This window comes from Streptomyces sp. E2N166 (assembly GCF_003671715.1).
Classification (GTDB): domain Bacteria; phylum Actinomycetota; class Actinomycetes; order Streptomycetales; family Streptomycetaceae; genus Streptomyces; species Streptomyces thinghirensis.
Window position 1 is genome coordinate 602,590 of record NZ_RAIF01000032.1, and the last position, 3,149, is coordinate 605,738.

The window sequence follows — 3,149 nt, forward strand, 5'->3', positions numbered from 1 at the left end:
GTCGAGCTGGGTCTCCACGTCCCCCTGCCCGCCCGCCCGCAGCCAGCGCCGCAGCACGTGGTTGTGGGCGGTGACCACGGCGGACGCGGCGACCTCCGCCAGCAGCGGGTCGTCGTTGGCGTCGTCGTCGTGCGCGTGCTCGTCGAAGTGGCCGAGCAGGTAGCGGGTGAAGAGACGCTCGTAGCGGGCCACCGACGCGATCTCCGCCTCACGCAGGGTGGGCACCTCGCGCGTCAGCTTGTAGCGGGCGACCGAGATCTCCGGCCGGGCCGCGTACATCTTCATGACTTCCTTGATGCCCCGGCACACGGTGTCGAGCGGATGCTCGTGCGCGGGCGCCGCGTTGAGCACCGCCTCGGCGCGCACGAGCGTGTCGTCGTGGTCCGGGAAGATCGCCTCTTCCTTGGAGCGGAAGTGCCGGAAGAAGGTCCGGCGGGCGACCCCGGCGCGGGCCGCGATCTCGTCGACGGTGGTCGCCTCGTACCCCTTGGCCGCGAACAGCTCCATCGCGGCTGCCGCCAGCTCCCGGCGCATTTTGAGCCGCTGGGCGGCGGCTCGGCCGCCGGCCGCGCTCTCCGGCGCGTCGGGCGTAGCTGGCGTACGTGAGGACCTGGCGGGCTGGGACATGACCCGAACGTACTGCATGTGCGCGCAATCATGCGCGTGACCGGGGTTTCCCCCGCCCGCGTAGGACGGGGGAGACCCGGCTGGATCGAGCAGTCCGCCCCAGTCCTCCTCGGACCGGAACCAGTCGCCGGGACCGGACTCAGCGGCGGGCATATTCGCGGAAGCCGCGGCCCGTCTTGCGGCCGAGGCAGCCCGCGGCGACCAGGTGTTCCAGAAGCGGAGCCGGGGCCAGGCCCGGGTCGCGGAACTCGCGGTGCAGGACCTTCTCGATGGCGAGCGAGACGTCGAGACCGACCACGTCCAGCAGCTCGAAGGGCCCCATCGGGTAGCCGCCGCCCAGCTTCATCGCCGCGTCGATGTCGTCGAGCGTCGCGTAGTGCTCCTGCACCATCTTCACGGCGTTGTTGAGGTAGGGGAACAGCAGCGCGTTCACGATGAACCCGGCCCGGTCGCCGCAGTCCACCGCGTGCTTCCTGACCTTGGCGCAGACCTCGCGGACGGTGGCGTGCACGTCGTCCGCCGTCAGCACCGTACGCACCACCTCGACCAGCTTCATGGCCGGCGCCGGGTTGAAGAAGTGCATGCCGATCACGTCCTGCGGGCGCGAGGTGGCGCGGGCGCAGGCGACGACGGGCAGGGAGGAGGTGGTGGTGGCCAGCACCGCGCCCGGCTTGCAGACCTTGTCCAGCGTGGCGAACAGCTGCCGCTTCACCTCCAGGTCCTCGGCGACCGCCTCCACCGCCAGATCGACGTCGGCGAAGTCGTCGTACGTACCCGTCGGCGTGATCCGCTCCAGCGTCTGCGCGGCGGCCTCGGCGGTCAGCCTGCCCTTGTCGACGCCGCGCGCCAGGGACTTGCCGATCCGGGCCTTGGCCGTCTGCGCCTTCTCCGCGCTGCGGGCGGCGAGCACGACCTCGTACCCGGCCTTGGCGAACACCTCGGCGATGCCGGACGCCATGGTGCCCGACCCGGCGACGCCCACCGCGCGGACGGCACGGCCGGTCACCGGGCCGTCACCCGCCCTCGGGGTCAGCGCGTCCGGCACGACGACCGCGCTGCCCGGCGCCTCGTAGGTGTAGAAGCCGCGCCCGGCCTTGCGGCCCGTCAGGCCCGCCTCGCTGAGCTGCTTCAGAATCGGCGCCGGGGCGTGCAGACGGTCGTGGGAGGCGGTGTACATGGCCTCCAGGACCGTGCGCGCGGTGTCCACGCCGATCAGGTCCAGCAGGGCCAGCGGGCCCATCGGCAGGCCGCAGCCGAGCCGCATCGCGGCGTCGATGTCCTCGCGGGAGGCGTAGTTCGCCTCGTACATCGCCGCGGCCTGGTTGAGGTACCCGAACAGCAGGCCGTCGGCGACGAAGCCGGGCCGGTCGCCGACCGCGACGGGCTCCTTGCCGAGGTCGAGCGCGAGGTTGGTGACCGCCGTGACGGCGCCCGGCGCGGTCAGCACGGAGGAGACCACCTCCACCAGCTTCATCGCCGGAGCCGGGTTGAAGAAGTGCAGTCCGAGCACCCGCTCCGGGCGGGAGGATTCGGCGGCCAGCCGCGTGACCGACAGGGCGTTGGTACCGGTCGCGAGGATCGTCTCGGGGCGCACGATCCCGTCCAGTTCCCGGAAGACCTGCTGCTTGATCTCGTACGACTCCGGGGTCACCTCGATCACCAGGTCGGCGTCGGCCGCCGTCCGCAGGTCGGTGGAGGTGCGGACGCGGGCGAGGGCGCCGGCGCGCTCCTGCTCGGTGAGGCGCCCGCGCTCGACGGCACGGGCGGTGGAGGACTCCAGCGCGGCGACGGCCGTCGCGGCCTGCGCCTCGCTGATGTCGATGCCGACGACGTCGCGGCCGGCCCTGGCGAGGACCTCGGCGATGCCGGTGCCCATGGTGCCGAGGCCGACGACGGCGATGGTCTGGAGCGGGGACAGAGGGGTGTCGGACAGGGGAGTGGCCATCGCGGGACTCCAGGAATGAGGGTGACGACGGGAACACGCCCGGATGCGCCTGGGGCGCACCGGGTGCGTGAGGAATGGAGTGCGGGTGTTGCCGGGCTGACTGGCGCACACGCCCGGTGCCGTCGCTCAGGGCGTGCACACGCCCGCACGGCGGCGGTCTCCGACCGGCCCTGTCCCGAGGCCGAGTCGTACTGCGGTACCTGAATCCGGTACCGAACCGACTGCTCTCTGCTCTCACGACGGCCGCGTCACCAGACCGCCGCGAGGAGTACCGCGAGTGGGTAACTCGCTCGTCTGAGATTAACTCGCGGGTAACGAGCGCGCCAGCCCCCGGTGTTCGTGATGTACGTCCCACCCGGCCTGTGACGCCCCTAACCTCGGTGCCATGGACGAAGAGTTGCGAACGCTCACGGAGCGTTTACGGGCCGAGTCGGCGGCTTCGGGCACGCCGGAGGCCCCGGCGGCGTACCACCGTCTCGTGGCGACCGGGGACCCGGACGAGCTGGCCGCGGTGCTCACCGAGCCCGGGCACCCGCTCTGGGCCCGGGAACTGGCCGCGTTCCGGCTCGGCGTGGCG

Annotated in this window: 2 protein-coding genes and 1 pseudogene; 1 reads left to right on the forward strand and 2 read right to left on the reverse strand. The window is 72.2% G+C overall.

Translation table 11 applies throughout. From position 1 onward, the window contains the following. Together EBH09_RS29890 and EBH09_RS29895 are read right to left on the reverse strand one after the other, a co-directional pair. The coding region (locus EBH09_RS29890) for a TetR family transcriptional regulator (RefSeq protein WP_238697473.1) at window positions 1-627 on the reverse strand (627 nt) is incomplete at its 3' end. 139 nt (window positions 628-766) lie between these two features. Further along, entirely contained in the window at window positions 767-2,572 is a 1,806-nt protein-coding gene (locus tag EBH09_RS29895) for a 3-hydroxyacyl-CoA dehydrogenase (RefSeq protein WP_121750018.1), read from the reverse strand. Between the two features lie 385 nt (window positions 2,573-2,957). On the opposite strand from EBH09_RS29895, the pseudogene EBH09_RS39345 reads away from it, so the two are divergent. Continuing rightward, window positions 2,958-3,149 (forward strand): annotated as a pseudogene (locus tag EBH09_RS39345) (adenylosuccinate lyase); the annotation flags it as partial.

Coding starts and splice junctions, on each gene's coding strand:
- EBH09_RS29895 (WP_121750018.1), bottom strand. CDS start 2,572: ATGGCCACTCCCCTGTCCGACACCCCTCTGTCCCCGCTCCAGACCATC.